At 45.8% G+C, this 19,797-nt stretch carries 19 protein-coding genes; 4 read left to right on the plus strand and 15 right to left on the minus strand.

Annotation, left to right across the window (positions count from 1 at the left end):
* Positions 1–47: 47 nt before the first annotated feature.
* Positions 48–1,643: a bacillibactin transport transcriptional regulator Btr gene (locus TRNA_RS40705; protein WP_011198387.1), complete on the minus strand. Its 1,596-nt coding sequence runs from the start codon at positions 1,641–1,643 to the stop codon at positions 48–50.
* A 333-nt stretch (positions 1,644–1,976) separates the two neighbouring features.
* On the opposite strand from TRNA_RS40705, the gene TRNA_RS40710 reads away from it, so the two are divergent.
* A complete protein-coding gene (locus TRNA_RS40710) occupies positions 1,977–2,363 on the plus strand; it encodes a DUF5362 family protein (protein WP_031314738.1) in 387 nt (128 codons plus the stop codon).
* A gap of 63 nt (positions 2,364–2,426) precedes the next feature.
* On the opposite strand, the gene TRNA_RS40715 is transcribed toward TRNA_RS40710, so the two are convergent.
* The 3 genes from TRNA_RS40715 to TRNA_RS40730 all read right to left on the minus strand — a co-directional run bounded on the left by TRNA_RS40715 (position 2,427) and on the right by TRNA_RS40730 (position 4,814).
* A protein-coding gene (locus TRNA_RS40715; RefSeq protein WP_085959889.1) for an IS3 family transposase occupies positions 2,427–3,589 on the minus strand; the annotation gives its coding sequence in 2 pieces (ribosomal slippage) (positions 2,427–3,313 and positions 3,313–3,589; 1,164 coding nt in all).
* A 107-nt stretch (positions 3,590–3,696) separates the two neighbouring features.
* Positions 3,697–4,338 (minus strand): NAD(P)-dependent oxidoreductase, encoded by a 642-nt coding sequence (locus TRNA_RS40725; RefSeq protein WP_003185975.1) that lies wholly within the window; start codon positions 4,336–4,338, stop codon positions 3,697–3,699.
* A 74-nt stretch (positions 4,339–4,412) separates the two neighbouring features.
* The gene (locus TRNA_RS40730) at positions 4,413–4,814 is read right to left on the minus strand and encodes an Rrf2 family transcriptional regulator (RefSeq protein ID WP_003185976.1); all 402 of its coding nucleotides are present in this window, start codon (positions 4,812–4,814) and stop codon (positions 4,413–4,415) included.
* 171 nt (positions 4,815–4,985) lie between these two features.
* On the opposite strand from TRNA_RS40730, the gene TRNA_RS43745 reads away from it, so the two are divergent.
* The gene (locus TRNA_RS43745) at positions 4,986–5,525 is read left to right on the plus strand and encodes a GRAM domain-containing protein (RefSeq protein ID WP_003185978.1); all 540 of its coding nucleotides are present in this window, start codon (positions 4,986–4,988) and stop codon (positions 5,523–5,525) included.
* Here TRNA_RS43745 and TRNA_RS40735 read toward each other — a convergent pair.
* The 3 genes from TRNA_RS40735 to fdhD form a co-directional block, all read right to left on the minus strand.
* Positions 5,406–5,885 carry a hypothetical protein gene (locus TRNA_RS40735; protein WP_003185980.1) on the minus strand — a complete coding sequence of 160 codons (480 nt, stop codon included), beginning with the start codon at positions 5,883–5,885 and terminating at the stop codon, positions 5,406–5,408. The genes TRNA_RS43745 and TRNA_RS40735 overlap by 120 nt on opposite strands.
* Positions 5,886–6,034: 149 nt before the next feature.
* Positions 6,035–7,060: a GTP 3',8-cyclase MoaA gene (moaA, locus tag TRNA_RS40740; RefSeq protein WP_003185982.1), complete on the minus strand. Its 1,026-nt coding sequence runs from the start codon at positions 7,058–7,060 to the stop codon at positions 6,035–6,037.
* A gap of 15 nt (positions 7,061–7,075) precedes the next feature.
* The gene (gene fdhD / locus TRNA_RS40745) at positions 7,076–7,867 is read right to left on the minus strand and encodes a formate dehydrogenase accessory sulfurtransferase FdhD (protein ID WP_003185983.1); all 792 of its coding nucleotides are present in this window, start codon (positions 7,865–7,867) and stop codon (positions 7,076–7,078) included.
* A gap of 261 nt (positions 7,868–8,128) precedes the next feature.
* On the opposite strand from fdhD, the gene TRNA_RS40750 reads away from it, so the two are divergent.
* Positions 8,129–9,391 carry an L-lactate MFS transporter gene (locus tag TRNA_RS40750; RefSeq protein ID WP_003185985.1) on the plus strand — a complete coding sequence of 421 codons (1,263 nt, stop codon included), beginning with the start codon at positions 8,129–8,131 and terminating at the stop codon, positions 9,389–9,391.
* Positions 9,392–9,423: 32 nt separating this feature from the next.
* Positions 9,424–11,775 (plus strand): FdhF/YdeP family oxidoreductase, encoded by a 2,352-nt coding sequence (locus TRNA_RS40755; RefSeq protein ID WP_009329743.1) that lies wholly within the window; start codon positions 9,424–9,426, stop codon positions 11,773–11,775.
* Between the two features lie 46 nt (positions 11,776–11,821).
* On the opposite strand, the gene TRNA_RS40760 is transcribed toward TRNA_RS40755, so the two are convergent.
* The 8 genes from TRNA_RS40760 to atpD form a co-directional block, all read right to left on the minus strand.
* Positions 11,822–12,514 (minus strand): VWA domain-containing protein, encoded by a 693-nt coding sequence (locus TRNA_RS40760; RefSeq protein WP_011198388.1) that lies wholly within the window; start codon positions 12,512–12,514, stop codon positions 11,822–11,824.
* A gap of 372 nt (positions 12,515–12,886) precedes the next feature.
* Positions 12,887–13,573 (minus strand): VWA domain-containing protein, encoded by a 687-nt coding sequence (locus TRNA_RS40765; protein ID WP_003185993.1) that lies wholly within the window; start codon positions 13,571–13,573, stop codon positions 12,887–12,889.
* A gap of 317 nt (positions 13,574–13,890) precedes the next feature.
* Positions 13,891–14,907: a stage II sporulation protein D gene (spoIID, locus tag TRNA_RS40770; protein ID WP_003185995.1), complete on the minus strand. Its 1,017-nt coding sequence runs from the start codon at positions 14,905–14,907 to the stop codon at positions 13,891–13,893.
* Positions 14,908–15,104: 197 nt separating this feature from the next.
* Positions 15,105–16,415 (minus strand): UDP-N-acetylglucosamine 1-carboxyvinyltransferase, encoded by a 1,311-nt coding sequence (murA, locus tag TRNA_RS40775; protein ID WP_003185997.1) that lies wholly within the window; start codon positions 16,413–16,415, stop codon positions 15,105–15,107.
* Positions 16,416–16,447: 32 nt separating this feature from the next.
* Positions 16,448–17,191: a YwmB family TATA-box binding protein gene (locus TRNA_RS40780; RefSeq protein ID WP_003185999.1), complete on the minus strand. Its 744-nt coding sequence runs from the start codon at positions 17,189–17,191 to the stop codon at positions 16,448–16,450.
* A gap of 135 nt (positions 17,192–17,326) precedes the next feature.
* Positions 17,327–17,560 carry a DUF1146 family protein gene (locus tag TRNA_RS40785; RefSeq protein ID WP_003186001.1) on the minus strand — a complete coding sequence of 78 codons (234 nt, stop codon included), beginning with the start codon at positions 17,558–17,560 and terminating at the stop codon, positions 17,327–17,329.
* A gap of 383 nt (positions 17,561–17,943) precedes the next feature.
* Complete coding sequence (locus TRNA_RS40790; protein WP_003186004.1) at positions 17,944–18,339, minus strand: F0F1 ATP synthase subunit epsilon; 396 nt, start codon at positions 18,337–18,339, stop codon at positions 17,944–17,946.
* 23 nt (positions 18,340–18,362) lie between these two features.
* A complete protein-coding gene (atpD, locus tag TRNA_RS40795) occupies positions 18,363–19,784 on the minus strand; it encodes a F0F1 ATP synthase subunit beta (protein ID WP_003186006.1) in 1,422 nt (473 codons plus the stop codon).
* Between the last annotated feature and the right edge of the window lie 13 nt (positions 19,785–19,797).

Consider the following 19,797-nt stretch of genomic DNA (forward strand, 5'->3'; position numbering starts at 1 on the left):
AATTATAGGTAAGCCTCTTCGATAACACCATGGATAATATCCGGCAATTAAAATGGATTTTTTCCGGACAGCAGCCGAACCGCCTGGCGGATGATTCGTTCATGGCTGCATGCGGAATATTCCCGCCAAGGATCAGAATTCACCTGATACACCCGGTGATGCCGCACCGCTTTCAAATCCTGCCAAGCAGCCGACTGCTGAAGCTCCCTGTAGAATGCCAGCGTCTCCGGCTCTTTAAAAATGAAAATCATAATGATATCCGGCTGATAGGCTGCGATTGTTTCGATCGACACGGCCCGGTCAGTCGGTTCTTCCAGCGACACAGCCGATTCAAAGCCAAGGTCGCCGAAAAATACATCTTGAACAGAACGGTTATGCGCCAGATAAATCTCGTGTTTATGCAAGCGCAAAAACAAAAAGCTTCGGCGTCCGCAGATCGGATAAAGCGCCTCTTTCGCGGTCTCGGTGAGACGCTGGTAAGACAGCAGCCATTTGTGAGCCTCCGCTTCTTCGTCCAAATGGGATGCGGTCAGCATAAAATGCCTCCTCCATTGTTCCTGTGAAGGCAAAAAGAAGACATCCGCGATCGACTGGAGCTGTTCCCGTTCCTCGTGAGACACGCTGTCCATGCTGATAATGAGCTCCGGGTCAGCCGATGACAATGTCCGCAGGTTTTCTTCCCACGGCTCGTGAAAGCGGTATGCGCTCAGATGGACCGGAATATCTGCCGCGTAATGCTTATAGTAATATGATGTCCACTTCGGATGCAGGGAAGCGGCGTAAGGAATGAGGTGAAGCGGTATCAGCTGTCCGATCGTGTTCTGGCCGTAGGCAGCCAGCTTTCTGCGCCTTTTTTTCATATAAACGGTCGGGGATAAGCCTGTATGCTTCTTAAACGTCCTGCTGAAATAAAATTCATCCTGATATCCGATTTGGCTTGAAATTTCCCTCAGCTTGTAGCTCGCTTTTGCCATCAGCTGCTTCGCTTTCGTCATCCGCGTCTCAGTGATAAACTCTGTCACGCTTTGACCGTACAGCTTTTTGAACCTTTCGCTGTAGTGCTTCGCGCTGATTCCGGCCATTTGCGCGAGTTGATCAAGCGTCAGGTGTGCATCTGAATGCTCCTCAATATACTCCTTTGTTTTTCCTATGGCTGATGCGGTGTTTTCGGGATGAGTCAGTTTGGCCGAATAGATATCGTACAGAAGCTGCTGCAGATCTGCTTGGCATTTCAGCTCCTGGAGCGCTGAAGATGCCGGCCATAAGGCGGAAAGTTCCTGAAGACGGGAGGCCAGATTTCCGACAGGATGGACATTCATCATCTGAAGGTCGGAAAAAGCGTCAGGGTCGGTGTCTGCTTGAAGCGTCAGGCGGCGGTCTTCATAGCAGTAGGGCTGCAGCCTGATGAGATAAACGCTGATTTCCTCTGACGAAGCTGTGATTCCGAATGTTTCATAAGGCGGAACGATATACAGCGTTTCTTTTTGGAGGGGTCTGCCTGATGCTTGTATATCGATTCTGCCTTCACCCTTCAAATGAAAGATCAAAACGAAAGAGTCTGCGAGCTGCTGTTCATCCGGAAGATCGCCGGGCTTTCTTATATGATCAATTTGCAAGAGACGATAGAAATAAGAAGATTTCATAGAAAAACCGCCTTTCTTAACCCAGTGATATTACAAAAAATAAAAATGCCCCTAAAACAATATGGTAAATTGGTTGCGGGGTGCTTGTCCGGCACAAAATACCAGTTTGCAAGGTGCATTTCACATCACTTATAGCTGATATGCTTCTTACGATTTACTATAACACAGTCACTTTTATTGTGGAATAATGTATCCAAAGAGACCATCTGCCCAATCCGCACTTTAAAATATAATAAAAAATCAATACTTATCATTTCAATATCCTTTTACCTAGTGTATAACTATAGAGAAATTACTATATTTACAGGGAAGGCGTGACTTCTTATTTTGGAAATGACAGACAGCATGAAAAAATCGCTTGATGCGATTGCAAAATGGGGAAAAATAACCGGAGTTTTTATGATTATCGCCGGAGGCATCTATGCCTTTTTCGGAATTTCTTTGCTTATCATCGGAGCCGCTCCAGGTGTGCTGATGATTTTTTCAGGAATCTATCTTCTTAAATCGGCAAACGCCGCTCAGAAAATGAGTCATGACATGCCGCAAGAACCGCATGAAGCCTTGCTTGATAACTATGTGAAGTTTATGAAATGGCAATTTTTCTACTTACTATCGAATATTGTGATCTTCATTTTATGCATAATCGTTTTTTTCTTCCTGATCTTTTTAGGTGTTCTAGCCGATTCTTACAGCGGGTATGATCCTTATTATTACGAATGATGATCAAAAGCCTGTCTCGGATCAATTGAACTGACCCGTTAAAATGAGACTTAGAAAAAACACCTATGCTGCCTGTCCCCTGTATTCCAGTGGGGACAGGTAGTTTAATTTTGCCTGAATTCGTACATGATTATATCGATACATGTATTGATTTACAATTTGTACTACTTTAGAATTGGATATAGATGCTCTACTTTGAGCGTTAAATCCTTCCGACTTTAGCGAGGAGTGAAAGGATTCAATGACGGCATTATCATGGCAGTTTCCTTTTCGAGACATGCTTGTGGTAATGCCTTTTTCTTTGGCCAAATTCTGATATGCATGTGAAGTATAGACAGATCCCTGGTCGCTATGAAGAAGTAACCCTACTGGTTTACGTAATTCTACAGCTTCCCTCAATGTGTCTAATACTAGGTTAATATCTTGGCTCGTACCTATTTTGTAAGCCACTATTTCGTTGTTATATAAGTCCATAATCGTTGATAAATATAACATAGTCGAGCCATAAGGTAAGTAGGTAATGTCGGTTACCCATTTTTCATTTAATCGGCTTGCTTTAAAATTACGATTGAGAGTGTTCGGCACAATAATATTACTCTCACCACAAATGTACTTTTGTCGCTTCTTCTTAACTTGACACTGAATCTCAAACTTTTGCATAATTTTTTGTACAGTTTTGCGGTTTACATTTATCCCATACTTTCTGTTTAAGATGGATTTAATTTTACGATGACCATAGTGATAGAAGTTTTTCTTACACAGCTTGATTACTAGCTCTTCTAATGAAGTTAGCTCAACTTTTTTATACTTCTTTTTCCAACGGTAATATGTTGACTTAGGTATGCCTAATACTCCAAGAATATCAATTATTTTAAAAGTGGCTGAGAGTTCTTCTACAACTTGGACAATGACTCGTGGCTCCAACTCCTTTCGATCTCCTGGTACTTTTTTATAATTGCCAATTGAGCCTCTAGCTGTTTATTCTTTAGTTTTAATTCTTCTAGCTCACTCATTTCCTCCGATTCTTTACCGTAGGAATATTGTTTTCCAACTTGTTGCGAAAATCGATAGGTTTGGCCTGTTTTGTACCATCGCATCCATGTTTTAATTTGAGTCTTATTTTTTATCCCCAGTTGTTCCATTATTTCTTTGTTTGTCATTCCAGCTTGTTTCATTTTAATTACTTCCCATTTTACTTCTTCTGCGTAATGTACTCTTGTGCCCATAGAAAAACACCCTCCTAAGAATCATATTGTATTAATACGATTCAGGGGGTGTTTTTTCCTTGTCTCATTTATTTGGGTCTCTCCACAATTTCCGAGACAGGCTTTTATTATTGAGCTTCTCCGACAACAGTGAAACGCTCATTGACATGCTCGCCTTTTTCAGCCTCGTCCACCACTGCAATGGCGTAGTCTGCATAGCTGATGTAGCTTTCTCCGGCGGTGTTTACGATTAAGTTTTCCTGACCTTTTTGATAAGAACCTGTTCGCTTTCCTTCCGGATTAAAAAATGCCGCCGGGCTGATGAACGTCCATTTCAGTCCATCTGCTTCTTTCAAATCCTGAAGGTTCTGCCCCTGATTTTTAGCCGTCGGCAAGTATTCTTTAGGAAACTCAGGCGTATCGTACAGCTGGGTTGTTTTTTCCTCATCGACATAAAGGCTGCCTGCACCGCCTACGACGATTAATCTTGTTTCAGGAACCTGCTTAAACAGTTCAATCAGCTTTCTTCCAGCTTCAACATGGAGATGCTCCTGCCCTGGGGCCGCGCCGAATGCATTGACGACAACATCCAGTCCTTTGATGTCTGCCGCTGTCAGGTTGAAAATGTCTTTTTCAATGACAGCTGCATCGCTGTTCGCCATTTTTGACGCACTTCTGACAATTGCCGTCACTTCGTGTCCTCTTTCTGATGCTTCTTTTAAAATCATGCTGCCCGCTTTACCGCTTGCACCGATAATACCGATTTTCATAATCGCTTCCTCCAATAATTTGATTATTTGTAACAAGATTTGTTACATGTTGATGATGAAACATCATCTCTTGTTTAAAAGAGATGAGTTAAGACGTCTTTAAGAGACTTGCTGGCCAATTCGTTCTCCATCGCCTGCTGAACGCTGTGAAACGTTTGATCAAGCGTTGTTTGAATTTGTCTTCCAACCGGACAGTTTGGATTCGGCTTGTCATGAATCGCAAATAATTCCTCATGCGGCTGAACCGCGCGGTAAATATCAAGCAGAGATATATCTTCGGGATCTCTTTTCAGGCTTGCCCCGGCCACTCCCGGCCGCGACGTCAGAATACCGGCTTTTTTGAGCTGGCTGATCATGCGCCTGATTACAACCGGGTTCGTATTAACGCTCCCGGCGATCATTTCCGAAGATTCCCGCGGGTTTGCGGCGATTAAAGACAATATATGAATGGCCACTGAAAGACGGGTGTTCACCATATGTTTTCACCACCGATGTAATTATTATAGTTACAGGTCACGTTTTTGTCAACTCTTATCATATCCTTAATGATCGCAAGAATAAATAAAAATTTTTTCAAACCCTCACGTCTCACTTCGGAACTTTTTCACAGTCTCTTTCGTATCTACTGATGAAAGGAGTGTTTTTCAATGAAGGAGATAACAGAAGGAAAAGCAGCTTTGGATAGCCGGCTTGAGCCGAATGAAGAGATCAGATCTATTATTCTTTGCGCTTATAACGCGAGACTGTCTGCACGTTACACTCCGTACAGAGGCGTGCTTGCCGCCACTGACAGGCGGTTCATGTTTTATTCCTCCCTGTTTGGCTCCCCTTTTCATCTTGACATCCGCTATGATGCCGTCACCTCGTTTCGCCGCGAAAAAGGGCTGGTAACAAGAGGCGATCATCTCGTCGTGATGAACAACGGGGATCGGGAAGCATTTCAATATTTTAGCGGCTGTGATCCTTTAGAGACATTCGTCGAAGCCGTTCGAAAGCTAAAGAAACTGCCTGAAGACATCATTCATTCTGAAAAACGCCGGCTCCGGGATGTGCCCGCAGCCGGCTGCTCAGTTATTAATATCGTACTTCTCTCCATACCTCAGCACTTTATAAATTGCCATTCCATCAGAAAGATGATTTTCGGAATACCTCACGGGAATCAAAGCAAAAAATACATAATAGGTTGAAAAATAAACAAATTGGTAGAAAAAAATATTTTCGGGTATGATGTCTTTGATAATCAGCAGATTGATAATAAATATAGACATTAAGTTAAACAGCGATCCGCCAGCATAAATCATCGCATTCGTGAAACGGTTATCGTATTTTAAATCCCCGTATTTGCAGAAGGAATCCATGAAGTAGACACTTCTGATTTGAACAGGGCCGATTTTCAGCAATTTTTTGCCCATCCCGATTTCAAGCGAAGATTTCCCGCCGAACAACACCGCCATGGCGCTGTGGCCCAAGACATGAAGCACCGACACGGCAGGAAAAACGATCAAGAACGACCAGAGGAATTTGACAATATCCTGCAGTCCGAACATTCAATCATCCTTTCTGTTTCAGGCAATGTTTTTTAAGAAAATTTCCGCTTTTCCCCCGTATCAAACCTGTCAATATGCAAAACAAGCAGACCTCAGCATGAAAAAAACCGCCCATCTACTCTATGGACGGCCTTCTCAGGAGCAGTCAATTATCCTCCAATATAGGACATTTCAACCTTTTTCCGCGGAACCGCTTTTGCAAGAGCGCGGTCGAGAGAATATTGGTCATCGCGATTCCGCCAGACGGTGCCGATCGCCTCCGCCAGCTCCTGATCGGTCTGCCCGCTTCTGATCAAGGTTCTTAAATCAAACCCGCTTGATGCGAAAAGACATGTGAAAAGCTCGCCTTTCGCCGATAGTCTTGCTCTGTTGCATGTGGTGCAAAAAGCATCGGATACAGAAGAGATAAAACCGATTTCTCCTGAGCCGTCCAGGTATCGGTATCGTTTTGCGACTTCTCCTTCGTAGTTCGGGTCGATCGGTTCAATCGGCATATCTTCATTGATGATCCGGATGATATCCGCTTTGGCCACCACTGACTGACGGTTCCATTCATTTGTGTTCCCGACATCCATAAACTCAATAAACCGCAAAATATGGCCTTTTTCTTTGAAATAGCGGGCCATCGGCAAAATATCCTTCTCATTGACCCCTTTCTGGACGACCATGTTGATCTTGACGCCGAGTCCGGCCTTTTTCGCCGCTTCAATTCCGGCCAGCACCTTGCTGACGGAAACGCCTCTTCCGTTGATCGATTTGAAACGCTCATCATCCAGGGAATCCAGGCTGACCGTTACACGTTTCAGCCCCGCTTTTTTCAGCTTGTCAGCGTAAACCGGCAGCAAAACGCCGTTCGTTGTCATCGCAATATCGCGAATCCCTTTGATCCCTGCAAGCTTCCCGACTAATTCCGGCATATCTTTTCTCATCAGCGGCTCTCCGCCGGTGAGACGGATTTTTTCTACCCCGAACTGATGAACAAACAGCTTGGCCAATCGTTCAAGCTCTTCAAAGGACAACAGTTCGCCTTTTGGCAAAAACGGATAATCCTGCCCAAAGATTTCTGCAGGCATGCAATACGTACATCTTAAGTTGCAGCGGTCGGTGACAGAAATTCTTAAATCCCGAAGCGGCCGGCTTTTCTGATCCAAAACTTGTTCACTGTTGGTGTTCACGCCTGTTGCCTCCTTTTATGAAAACTGAATTCGCTCGTGATGCGTGTATACATTGAATGACCGGTTTCTCGCAAAACCAATCGTCATGATATTCAGCTCCTCTGCCATCTGAATGGCCAGCTCGGTCGGCGCCGACTTGGAAATGACCGCGGAAACCCCGATTTTCGCGGCTTTAAGCAGCACTTCCGAAGAAATTCTGCCGCTGAATACGATCAGCTTATCGCGCACAGGAACCTGATGAAGCAAACAATATCCGTACAATTTATCAAGCGCATTATGCCTTCCGATATCAGATCTGACTGCAATCAGCTTGTCTGTGCTGCACAAAGCGGCATTATGAACGCCCCCCGTATGGTGAAAAAGCTTGCTGCTTTTCTGCATGTCGCGCATCAGCTTCAAACAGTTCTCTGGCGTAATGGTCACGCCGTCAATCGCTGTTTTTGCGGTTTTGACGTCCTGCTGGAAATAAAAATGCCTCCCTTTTCCGCAGCAGGAGCCGATCACCCGCTTTGTGTAATCCTTCAGCTGCAGCTTTTTTGTGCTGACAAGGTCGACATATGCGAACCCGAGGCTTTCATCTATTGTAAACCTTTTAATCTCATTTTTAAATCGGATCACCCCTTCAGATGCGAGAAATCCGATCACCAGTTCTTCCAGGCTGTCCGGCGAGCAAACAAGCGTGACAAATTCCTCGCCGTTCACCATGACAGTCAGGGGGAATTCCGTCGCCATCTGATCTTCTTGCTGCACCAGCTCTCCATTATCATAACGGAAAATTTTTCGGCTTGTTGTGATGTTTTTCCCCATGAATAACTCCGCCCCTTTGTTTCTTACTATATCTATTACTATACTCGTCTATCATGCCGTTTCACAACCGTCAGGTCAAATTTGGAAGCTTCATCTTGTTGATAGCTTGAAAACATGATATTATTTTTTAAAAGTTCAAAAAATATTCACTTTTCAAACAGACTGCCCTTCTTCGCAGCAACTTCGGAAACCGCTTTCAAACAATCGCTCCCCGGCAGCCTTCTGTCTTTATTACAGCCTTTTTCCACAGGGGGTTCTCACATGAAAAAAGCGAAAAACAGGTGGCTCATTGCTTTATGTGCTGTAGGCATTCATTTGTCAATCGGGTCGGTATACGCATGGAGCGTCTTTACAAACCCGCTCGCTGAAACCTTCGGCTGGAGCCTCAGCCAGATCAGTCTGACGTTCAGCATCGCTATTTTATTTCTCGGGCTTTCAGCCGCATTTTTGGGACACTTCGTCGAAAAACACGGCCCCAAAAAAGCAGGCATGCTCGCCGCACTTTTCTTCGGAGCTGGCGTGACGTTTTCCGGCTTCGCCGTTCAGATCGGCTCCCTTCCCCTGCTTTATTTGTTTTATGGAGTCTTCGGAGGGATCGGACTCGGCGTCGGCTATATTACACCCGTATCTTCGCTTGTTAAATGGTTTCCTGACCGCCGCGGCTTGGCCACAGGGCTTGCCATTATGGGCTTCGGATTTGCGGCTTTGATCAGCAGCCCGATCATGCAAAAGCTGATCTCAGCGGTCGGTATAGCCAACACCTTTTTTATTCTCGGCATCTGCTACTTTCTTGTGATGATGCTCTCTTCGCTTTACCTCGCCCCGCCTGAAGAAGGCTGGCAGCCTGAAGGATTTTCAACCGGAAAAAGCGGAAGAGCACAAAGCGCTGATATTTCCCAGCTGACGGCAAATGAAGCGATTAAAACGAAACGCTTTTATTATTTATGGCTGATGCTTTTTATTAATGTTACGTGCGGAATCGCCATCATATCAATCGCTTCACCGCTGGCGCAGGAAAGTGCGGGCATGTCCGCCGCCGCGGCCGCCGCGCTCGTCGGCGTTTTGGGCGCATTTAACGGTTTAGGGCGCATCGGCTGGGCCTCTGTATCTGATTACATCGGACGGCCGAATACGTATACCGTCTTTTTCGCCATACAGCTGATCGCCTTCCCGCTTTTGCCGTTCATTTCCGACAAGGCCGCCTTCTCTGTTTTGATGGCATTGATCTATACGTGCTATGGCGGAGGGTTTGCCGCAATTCCGGCTTATATCGGGGATTTGTTCGGAACAAAGCAGCTCGGTGCGATCCACGGATACATTTTAACGGCTTGGGCGGCGGCAGGGCTTGCAGGCCCGATGTTCTCTTCTTGGGTACGCGATGCAACAGGGAGCTACAGCCAAAGCCTGACGGTGTTTGCGGCACTGTTCGCCATCGCCCTGTTCATTTCGATATTCATTAGAACGGACATTAAACAGTTGCGGAAAAAAGCGGCGGTTCATGTCTCAAACTCGCTAAAAGGATGATCTGCAGTATCCGCTGGAAAGGAGAGAAGGGAATGGGAAAAACAAAGCATCAAGGTCCGATGAAGCTGAATAAAAAGCCCGCGCCAAAACTGTGGGCGTCTTGGGCGCCGATGGGACTCGGAAAGGTAAAGCCGAAGCATATCAGAGATACGATGAAAACAGCGTGGGACAATAAAGACAACCTTCCGTACGCCTACAGAATTTTGACGCAAGGCGTGTGCGACGGCTGTGCGCTCGGTGTGTCCGGACTCCGCGATCAGACGCTCACAGGCCCTCATTTATGCACGACGCGGCTGAACGTCCTGCGCTTAAATACAATGCCTGCGATCGAGGACAAATGGCTGTCCGCCGACATCGAACAGCTGCGAAAGCTGGACAGCACCGAGCTGAGAAAGCTTGGACGCATCCCCTATCCGCTGTCGAGAAAAAATGGTGAACGATCGTTCTCGAGAATTTCGTGGGATGAAGCGCTCAGCCGAATCGCGGACAAAATCAAATCGATTGATAAACGGCAGCTCGCCTTTTATTTAACAGCCAGAGGCATAACGAATGAGGTGTACTATACGGCCGCAAAAGCGGCGCGGTTTATCGGCACAAACAACATTGACAACGCCTCGCGGATCTGCCACTCGCCAAGCAAAACGGCTTTAAAAAGGTCCCTTGGCATCGGCGCCTCAAGCTGCAGCTACCGAGACTGGATCGGAACGGATGTCCTCGTCTTCTGGGGGTCTGTCGCTGCCAATAATCAGCCGGTGTCAACAAAATACATGTATGCCGCCAAAAAAGCGGGAACGAAAATCATTATGATCAATCCGTACCGGGAGCCATCGATGGAGAAATACTGGATTCCATCGATACCTGAGAGCGCCCTTTTCGGCACCAAAATCACCGATGATGTTTACCAAGTCAATATCGGCGGCGACATTGCCTTTATGAACGGGGTGATGAAGCACTGGTTTGAAATGGAGCGGGAGGCACCAGGTTCAAGCATTGACCGCGCCTTTATCGATGCACACACAAACGGGTTCACTGAGCTTAAACAGCACATCGAAAAACAAAATTGGAAGACGCTTGAAGAGTCATCCGGCATATCAAAAGAGAGAATGAAAGAATTCGCCGTCTTGCTGGCCCGGGCGAAAACCGGCGTTTTCATTTGGAGCATGGGGCTTACACAGCACCGTTTTGCGACCGACAACATTTCACAGGTGGCAAATCTCGCCCTTTTACAAGGATTCATCGGCAGAAAGCATTGCGGCGTTATGCCGATCAGAGGGCACAGCGGTGTGCAGGGCTCTGGAGAAATGGGTGCCGATCCTTTCGTCCTCCCAGGCGGTGATTTTGACGAGGAAAATGCCGCACGGATCGAGAAGGTTTGGGGCTTCCGCTTACCGACTTGGCAAGGCGATACGATCGGCCAGACGATCGAAAACATGCTGCTGCCGAGCGGAAGCGAAAGAAAAGTAAAAGTGTTTTATACAAGCGGAGGAAACTTTTTGGAGACGATGCCGAACCCTGATTTTATCAAAAAAGCATTGCAGGAAGTTGAAGTGAGAGTCCATCAGGACATCATCTTCAATACCTCTACCCTGGTCGATGCCAAAGAGGAAGTCATCATTCTCCCTGCGATGACAAGGTATGAACAGCCTGGCGGAGGAACCTCGACCAGTACGGAACGGATGGTATACTTCAGCCCCGAAATTAAAGGACCGCGCATCGGAGAAGCCCGTTCAGAATGGGAAATTTATGTAGATCTCGCCAAACGGGTCCGGCCCGAAGACAAAGAACTGATCCATTTTGACGGCGCTGCGGAAATCCGTGAAGAAATCGCTGCTGCCAACCGGAATTATGACGGGATTCAGCATTTAAAAAAACGCGGAGATGTCTTTCAATGGGGCGGCGCCTGGCTTTGTGAAGGCGGTGTTTGTCCGACGGCAGACGGCAGGGGCAACCTGATCCCTGTCGATCTTCCTGAAAACAGACAAACGGAAGGACGCTTTCTCGTTACGACAAGGCGCGGAAAACAGTTCAACTCGATGATTTATAGTGAAAAAGATCCTTTCAACGCTGCAGATCGCCGGGATGTCATGATCAATCCAAAAGATGCCGAGGAGCTTTATATTCAAGATGGAGAAGCGATCGTTCTATTCAACCGCTACGGAACTTTCCAAGGGCGGGCAAAATATGCCGGCGTACAACGCGGAAACACGGCAGTCTACTGGCCGGAAGGAAATGTGCTGATCCCTAAAGGCGTATACGAAAACCATGCCCGTATTCCGGAATACAACACGGCGGTCATGATTGAAAAGGCGGAGATTTTCCATTCGAGAAAAGATCCGCGCTATGCAGAAAAACGAATCGAAGAACTCGAAATGTCGACCGATTAGCTTAACAGTCGGGACGGCTCTGCTGCCGTCCCGTTCTCGTATGGAGTTACTGAGACAGTTTTACGCCTTCTTCTTTCCATACCTTTTTAAAATCAGAAGCTGAGTCGGCTTCAATCAATTTTCCGCCGCCGGCGTCAGCTACTTTTTTAAGCTTTGCTTTTTCTTTCACGGTTTTTACATCCAGCCCAACAATGTTGACGATCGTTTTAATGTTGGATTTGCGCAGATCTTTTGCTGCCTGAACAGGATCCCCTCCGCATGTTTCTTCACCGTCTGTCACGATGTAGACATAATTCTTCCCATCTTTATCGGCAAGATCATCTTTTACATCATAAAGAGATTTTGCAATCGGAGACCAGCCTGTAGGCTTGATTCCGCTTAAAGCGTTTTCGAATGAATTGAAAGAAAACGGCTGCAGATCATAGACGGTTTCAGTCGTACCGCAGGATACTTCTTTTCCTGAGTTTTTATTGTTGCCTTTATGTCCGAAAACATTCAGCATGACATTCGCATCGCTTGAAAGCAGGTCGGCAAAATCGGTTACGGATTCTTTGGCAATATCAAATTTTCTTTCTCCTTCAACCTTTTGTGCCATGCTGCCGCTTGCGTCAAGCACAACTGCAACATTGACATCTTTTTTGCTGTTGTCCGCATTTCCGTTTTCAGCCGCAAAAGCTGCTGCCGGCGCCAATGACAAAAGCATGGTGAACGTTGTCAACAGAGCAAACCTCTTTTTCAACTTTCTCACTTTCCTTTCCGCATTTGTTTTTTCGGACCGATCTTCCGCATGAGATCAAGTCCACCAACATCGTAAAAGAAGGCTTGATAGAAATAAATAGGCCGGATCTCCTTTTCAAATTCACAAATTCTTCATAATCCTTACGATAATCGATCGACGCATTCACTTAAGACCTATCAAAAAAGTCTGCTAAAAGGCCGATTTCATCCCAATAAAGCTACCGTTACGACAAATAACCCCTCCAAAGGACGCAGCAGGGTTCAACGCTCTGACACAATAACTTAATATTTGTAAAGTATTTTTCTTGACTTTTGACAATCTTTTCATCACAAAAGGAAAGCTGCGGAAACATGTCCACAGCTTTTTTCCAGTTTATTTAGAAAGCTCAATTGCTTCCTGAGTAAAAATTCTTTTGATGTCATTTTTAGTTTTTGCCTGGAAATATTCACCGCCGCCAGCTGCTGCGATACTGGTCAATTGTCCGTGGAAGTCTCCTTCATAATCAAAGCCGATCACGTTGACAACCGCATTGGATTTGCGCAGTTCTGTTGCGACTTTTACCGGATTGCCTCCGCATGTTTCCTCACCGTCTGTCAGCAGATAGACGACGTTTTTCCCGTTGTTGTCCAGCTGGTCAAGCGCGTTTTTTGCATCTTGCAGCGCGTTTGCGATCGGTGTCCATCCGGTCGGTCCGATGCCGTTTAAGGAATTGCGGAAGCTTTGCTCGTCATACGTTTGGAAGCCGTACACCCCTCTGATTGCATTGCAGGACTGCACTTTTCCGGAATTTTTATTGTTTCCCTCTGAACCGAAAACTCTCATGAGCACGTTTGCATTTTCAAGCTTGGAACCAAAGCTGAACGCTTCATTTTTGGCAAGCTCGTATTTTGAGACCCCGCCGATCTTTTTAGCCATGCTGCCGCTTGCATCAAGCATAATCGCAACGTTGGGCGCATCTTCGGCAACTGTTACCTCCTGTTTTTTCTCAGCTGCAAAAGCAGGCGAACCAAGACTGAGAACCATAGCGGTCAAAATGCCCAATGTCATCTTCTTCTTCATTTCTCCCTTTCCCCTTTCTGAAATAAAGTCGTTAACACATTATTATCGTAGAAGAACACCAGGGAGAAATAAATAGGGCATGTCTCCTTTTCCTCGTTATTCAATTCATCATACAACAAGTATATAAAATAGACTTTATAACCTGTGACCCCTATTGTTGATACGGCGTTTGCGGCCTTTTGACGCTGTTCAGCAAGCCCTCCGGCACATGTTTTTAGAAATATTTGTATAATAATTTAGCGTGCATCAAATTCATGGGAATGCCAAATTTCGATGATATTCAAAAAGACGCCGCCAAGAGGCAGACGTCTTTTGTTTTATTTTTTCGCCATGTATTTATTTAAAAATTCATCTGCATTGGATACGGCTGTTCCTTTGTAATAATACTTGACGATGTCTTCTGCTTTCTTGCCGTCTTTCGCCATATAATGCGCACCGTATTGGCTCATTCCCACTCCATGTCCAAATCCCCTTGTCGTGACTGTAATCTGATTCCCGTCGCGTTTCCAATCAAAGTCTGCCGATTTGAGGCCGAGCTTTTCGCGAATATCTCTTCCCTCAAGCTTCTTTCCATTGATGACGGCAGTCGCTACGCGTTTTCCCGGCGTTCTTTCGGTGATCTCTCCGATGCTGTTTGAACCGGGCAGCTTGACACCGAGCTTTTGTTCAAATTCAGCGACAGTAAACGTTTTATGGTTCAGGAATTTCGGCGATTTTGTGTCCCAGGAGCTTTTCACGCTTTGCAGGTACGGAATATCACTTGTCCAATAAGCTCCGGCATTCTCGGTGTACCCGTTGCTCGTCGAGAAGAACGAAGCATCAATAGGCTTATGCTCATAGGTTAAAATTTTGCCTTGCGTACTGGCTACAGCTTCGGTCACCTTTTTGATTTTCCAATCGTAATCCTTCTTCCACAGCCTGCGGAGCTCCTCTTTGTTTTTATACACCTGGAACATCTGCGTATCATCGACCAGCGAGCCTTTCGGCGACTGTACAGCTTGCTCTGACACCATTTGCCTCACAATGTATGTGCGGGCTGCCAGCGCTTGTGCTTTTAAAGCTTCGATATCAAAATCTGCCGGCATTTCCGAGGCAACGACACCGATGACATACTCTTCAAGCGGAATGTCTTCAACTTTCCGGTCAGCCGTTCTGTAGACCGGAATTGAAACGGGAGACTCTTTTAAGGTGACTTTCTTTTTTTCCTCGTGTTGCTGAGCGTGTTTCTCTGTTTTAATTGCCCCCGGTCCCCCGTGAAAAGGGAGGACAAGCAGTGTTGGTATGAGTAAAATCAGCGTGCAGATTCCTGCTAGTACAATTATGAGCTGTTTCAAATCAGTGCCCCCATTTCTGTTTTGTCTCTTTCATTTTATGGGCGGGGACAAGCTAATATGACTGTACTTTTTCAACTGCTGCTACGTATTTTAAAAGCAATTCTTGTGCATAATGATAGATATGGGAGGCATACTGATATAGAATACTTGAAACGCAAAAATCAGTATGCCGTATGACATACTGATTTCAAGTTGATTTATGCATTTAAATCGGATACAACTTCTTTATTTTCAATATGAACTGCTTCTTCATCGTTAACGCGCTCAATATCAGCGCCGAGACCGGCAAGTTTTTGGTGGAAGTTGACATATCCACGGTCTAAATGTTTTAATTCGGTTACGCGTGTATGACCGTCAGCAACAAGGCCAGCAAGGATAAGAGCTGCGCCGGCGCGAAGATCCGTTGCGGCAACTTCAGCGCCTTGAAGCTGCACAGGACCATTAATGATGACAGAACGGCCTTCGATTTTAATATCTCCGTTCATACGGCGGAATTCTTCCGCGTGCATGAAGCGGTTCTCAAAGACGGTTTCTGTGATCATGCTGGTTCCATTTGCGCGCATCAAAAGAGCCATCATCTGTGACTGCATATCAGTCGGGAAACCTGGATGTGGCATTGTTTTTAAATCAATAGGCTTCAATTCAGAAGGACCGATGATCCGAAGACCGTCTCCTTCTTCCAAGATTTGAACGCCCATTTCTTCCATTTTCGCAATTAAAGATGTTAAGTGCTCAGGAACCGCTCCCTTTACCAGTACGTTCCCTTCGGTAATCGCCGCGGCAACCATGAACGTTCCCGCCTCTATCCGGTCAGGAATAATCGTATGTTTTGCCCCATGAAGCGCCTTAACGCCTTCAATTTTAATGGTGCCTGTACCGGCACCCCGAATTTTACCGCCCATTGCATTGATATAGTTAGCCAGATCAACGATTTCAGGCTCTTTAGCAGCATTTTCGAGAGTTGTCGTGCCCTCAGCCAAAGCTGCAGCCATAATCAGGTTTTCAGTTGCTCCGACACTAGGGAAATCAAGGTAAATTTTCGCTCCTTGAAGGCGGCCTTCTACAGTCGCTTCAATAAAGCCGTTTCCGACCTTAATTTTTGCCCCCATTGCTTCAAAGCCTTTCAGATGCTGATCGATCGGTCTTGAACCGATTGCACATCCTCCAGGCAAAGCCACTCTCGAATGGCCTGTGCGAGCAAGAAGCGGACCCATCACCAATACGGATGCGCGCATTTTACGAACATATTCGAACGGAGCTTCCGTAGACAAAGTGCGAGATGCATCAACCGTTACTGTATTATTTTCAAAATGTACACTTGCGCCTAAATGACGTAACACTTCGTTAATCGTATATACATCGGAGAGCGTAGGCACATCACATATTACGCTTTTTTCTTCACTGGCTAATAAAGATGCAGCGATAACTGGTAAAACGGCATTTTTTGCTCCTTCAACTTTGACTGTGCCGTTTAACTTTCGACCGCCGCGGACGATGATTTTTTCCAAGGTATTCCCCTCCGCGTCCCAATTTCTCTATATTAATATTCAGTCGTGACGATTGGTGTGCCAACCGTGACGGTAAGTTTTTCGCCCATTCCCGCATTTCTAAGCGAGACTTGCAAATTCATACGGTGTTTTTCTGTCTTGATGGATTCTTTCCACTCGTTAGTGTAAGCAGAAATAGAAACGAAATTTGGTTCAATTAAATCTTCAACTGACTTTGCATCAAATTCATGTACTAGCTCATTTGCTTTTTTTTGCAAAACAACATTCATCATACCATTTAAATGGCCCTTTAGACAAGTAAAAATTGCGGTCTTTTCTCGCATTATGTCGAATGCATCCCGTTCAAACTGCTTATATGTAGCATTCCAGTTTTCCCGTGGTCCCGCGCCTTTTTGCTCATACAATAAATACGAAACAAGTCTCTGGTTTTTGTGGGTGGATACCAAATGTATTTTGGAATTGATATGATTTTTTTTGTCCTGAAAAACACCTGTCGCTTTAACTGTATCGTCGTCTTCCCGCGTTAAAGTCCATTCATATTGTCGATGCTGTTTCTTGAAATGTTTCAGTTTTGCAAAAAAATCTTTTTCACTTAGGGTAAGCTGTTTTTTTGTATGCATGGTCCACTCTTCAAGCTCGACATCATGGCGGCTCAAACCTTCCGCCAGCTGTTCAAGCGGCGTATTGCCCGCTGCTTCAAGCGATTGAAAGACATGAACAATTAAAAATAAAACCACAATAAAAATAAGGGCATTAACCGTTTGTTTTGTCTTCATTCTGCATCATCCTCTCCTACTCTCCATTGTTGACGGATCGCAGGAAAAGCATACGTGGAAAAACAAGGTCTCCGGTGATTTTGCAGAACGCGGTGTTACCCATATTCGTCCATTCCCATAAATTCTTTTACTCAATCATGAAAATAAATTTTGAAGCTGTCTGGAATAATAAAGATAGTCCAAGAAAAAATTGCTGACGGTGGAGCCGACGGCGATTGTAATGATGATCATTAACACCCTCGCCTGAATGACTTTTCCTTTCCTGATAAGCGGATCAATATTGACCGCCAGAAGAGCCCACCAAGTCAATGCAATAAAAAAAAGATGAACGATGATACTGACAGCAGCCTGTTGTCCGATCTCTTCCATTATTGATGACGCCTCCTTACGTTCAGCCGGTTTGGTGCTTCCGGCCAGCCTCGTCTCTTCTGCCGTAGGATAAAGGAATGTTGCTGGTCATTTCAAGTCATTTTAACAGTTTTGATGTTGCATGTTAAGTCGTTCATGATAGAACTTTTTCCCATAGATGGAGTGATCCTCTGTTGCCTGAGGGGCTTGTGTTTTAGGAGCTTACTTGAATGTCTTACGTCCTCTTTTTGGTGGAAGAGAACATAGCTTACTATTTTGTATTATAGATAGATTCATACTAAAAAGGCGAACAATTTGTGAACATTTTTCAACATTTTCAATTCTGTTTGATCTTGAATATAAAAGACCCTTCCCATCCTTAAATATGGGAAGGATCCTTATCTCTATCTCGCAACATCCAACCGGTTAATCGCGCGTTTTAAAGCAAGCTCTGCCCGAATAATGTCAACATCTGGAGTTTGCTTTTGCAAACGTTCCTCGGCACGCCGTTTTGCGGCCAAGGCGCGTTCTTTGTCAATTTGTTCAGATGTTTCCGCCGTCTGGGCCAGAATGGTGACATGGTCAGGGCGGACTTCCACTATCCCCCCGCTGACGGCAACCAGCTCAGTTTGACCGTCTTTTTTCAGACGGACTGCAGCAATTTTTAGCGGAGCAACCGTCGGAATATGGCCGGGTAAAATACCAAGCTCACCGCTCTCTGCTCTAACGCTTACCATTTCTATATCCGCATCGTATACTGGGCCGTCGGGAGTAACGATATTGACTTTTAAGGTCTTCATGCTTTTACCCTCCTAGGACCAGATTATACTTCTACACCCATTTCTTTCGCTTTTTCGACAACTTCTTCGATTCGGCCGACAAGGCGGAAAGCGTCCTCAGGAAGGTGATCATACTTACCTTCAAGGATTTCTTTGAAGCCTTTTACCGTTTCTTTGACAGGTACGTAAGAACCTTTTTGTCCTGTAAACTGTTCAGCTACGTGGAAGTTTTGCGACAGGAAGAATTGTACGCGGCGCGCACGGCTGACGACAAGCTTATCTTCGTCTGACAACTCATCCATTCCGAGCATCGCGATGATATCCTGAAGCTCTTTGTAGCGCTGCAGGATCTGCTGAACGCTGCGCGCCACTTCATAGTGCTCTTCTCCGACGATTTCAGGCGAAAGCGCACGGGAAGTGGATGCAAGCGGATCGACCGCAGGATAAATCCCCATTTCCGACAGCTTACGCTCAAGGTTCGTCGTCGCATCCAAGTGAGCGAACGTCGTAGCCGGCGCCGGGTCAGTATAGTCATCGGCAGGAACGTAGATCGCCTGAATCGATGTTACAGATCCGACATTTGTTGATGTGATCCGTTCCTGAAGCTGACCCATTTCGGTCGCAAGCGTCGGCTGATAACCAACCGCTGACGGCATGCGTCCAAGAAGTGCAGATACTTCAGATCCTGCTTGAGTGAATCGGAAGATGTTATCGATAAAGAACAATACGTCCTGGCCTTCTTTATCACGGAAATGCTCGGCCATTGTAAGTCCGGTCAAGGCAACGCGCATCCGCGCACCAGGCGGCTCGTTCATCTGACCGAAGACCATTGCCGTTTTGCCGATAACGCCGGAATCTTTCATTTCATAGTAAAGGTCGTTTCCTTCACGCGTACGCTCGCCGACACCTGCGAATACAGAGATACCGCCGTGCTCTTGAGCGATGTTGTTGATCAGCTCCTGAATCAAAACGGTTTTTCCAACTCCCGCTCCTCCGAAAAGACCGATCTTTCCGCCTTTGATATATGGAGCGAGCAAGTCGACGACTTTAATACCCGTCTCTAAGATTTCAACCTCTGTTGATAGCTGATCAAATTTTGGAGCTTCTCTGTGAATCGGATCTTTGGCAGCATCAGCCGGAAGCGGCTCATCCAAATCGATATTTTCCCCGAGTACATTAAATACGCGGCCGAGTGTTACGTTTCCGACCGGAACGGAGATCGGCTCTCCCAGGTCGATGGCTTCCATTCCGCGTGTAACACCGTCAGTTGAAGCCATTGCAATTGTACGAACTGAATCATCACCCAAGTGAAGCGCTACTTCAAGGGTAAGATCGATGTCCACTTCATTCTCGTTCTGCGCTTTATGTGTAACTTTAATCGCATTATATATTTCAGGCAAGTGACCGTCTTCAAAACGAACATCTACGACCGGCCCTAATACCTGGCTAACGCGTCCTTTTTTCATCTCTATCCCTCCT

It is taken from the genome of Bacillus licheniformis DSM 13 = ATCC 14580 (assembly GCF_000011645.1).
In the GTDB taxonomy this organism is placed as follows: domain Bacteria; phylum Bacillota; class Bacilli; order Bacillales; family Bacillaceae; genus Bacillus; species Bacillus licheniformis.